This is a genomic window from Nocardiopsis sp. RV163 (assembly GCF_001029525.1).
GTDB lineage: Bacteria > Actinomycetota > Actinomycetes > Streptosporangiales > Streptosporangiaceae > Nocardiopsis > Nocardiopsis dassonvillei.
Genome location: NZ_LEKI01000343.1, coordinates 1 through 1,181 on the forward strand (window position 1 = coordinate 1; position 1,181 = coordinate 1,181).

At 70.6% G+C, this 1,181-nt stretch carries 1 protein-coding gene; it reads right to left on the reverse strand.

Features of this window, described 5'->3' with window-relative positions; translation table 11 throughout:
• The coding region (locus ABD54_RS26605) for an ABC transporter ATP-binding protein (RefSeq protein WP_047872303.1) at positions 1–1,181 on the reverse strand (1,181 nt) is incomplete at both ends.

Here is a 1,181-nt window from a genome sequence, read left to right on the forward strand (position 1 = left end):
TGGCGGGTGTAGTCGCTGGCCGGATTCTCGTACACCGCGTCGCTGTCGCCCATCTCCACCACCTCACCCGCGCGCATCACCGCGACCCGGTCACTGACCTGACGCACCACAGCCAGATCATGGGCCACGAAGATGTAGGTCAACCCGAAGTCGTCCTGCAACTCCGACAACAACCGCAGCACCTGGTCCTGCGTGGACACGTCCAACGCCGACACCGGCTCATCGCAGATGATCAGCTTCGGCTTCAGGATCAGCGCCCGCGCGATCGCGATCCGCTGACGCTGACCACCCGAGAACGCGTGCGGGAACCGGTTGTAGTGCCCCGGCTCCAACCCCACCCGCTCCAGCAGCTCCTGCACCTGGCGGCGCACCTTCTTGCCGTCCCTCTCCCCCTGCACCCGCAGCGCGGTCCCGATCGCGTCCCCCACCGTCACCCGCGGGTTGAGCGAGGAGTAGGGGTTCTGAAAGACCATCTGCACGTCCCGGCGCAGCGGACGCAAAGCCCGCTCGGGCATGTGGGTGATGTCGCGGCCCTCGAACTCCACCCGGCCCCGCGTGGGCTCCAGCAGACGCATCACCATCCGCGACAGCGTCGACTTGCCCGACCCCGACTCCCCCACGATCCCCAGTGTCTCGCCGCGGTGCAGGTCGAAGGAGACCCCCTTGACCGCCCAGAAGTCCGTGGCCCGGCCCCACACGCCGCCGCGCACCCTGAACCGCTGCGCCACCTCCTCCACCCGCAGGAGCGGGGTCTCCTCGGAGGAGCCCTCTCCGCTGGCGGAGGGGGTGAAGGCCGCGAACTGGCCCGGCTCGGTGACCCTGCCCCCGCGCTTGTCGCGCTCGATCCGCTCCGCCCTGTCGCGTGCGCGCCGCTGGGCCCGGGAGACCTCCACGCGCGGTACGGCGGCCAGGAGCCCGCGGGTGTAGGGGTGCTCGGGCTCGGAGAGGACCTGGCGCACGTCGCCGCGCTCGACCGCGACTCCGTGGCGCATGACCACGACCTCGTCCACCGAACCCGCCACCACGGCCAGGTCGTGCGAGACCAGGATCAGGCCCATGCCCAGGTCGCGGCGCAGCTCGTCCAGCAGGTCCAGGACCTGGGCCTGCACCGTCACGTCCAGGGCGGTGGTGGGCTCGTCGGCCAGCAGCACCTTGGGCTCGCACATCAGCCCCATCGCGAT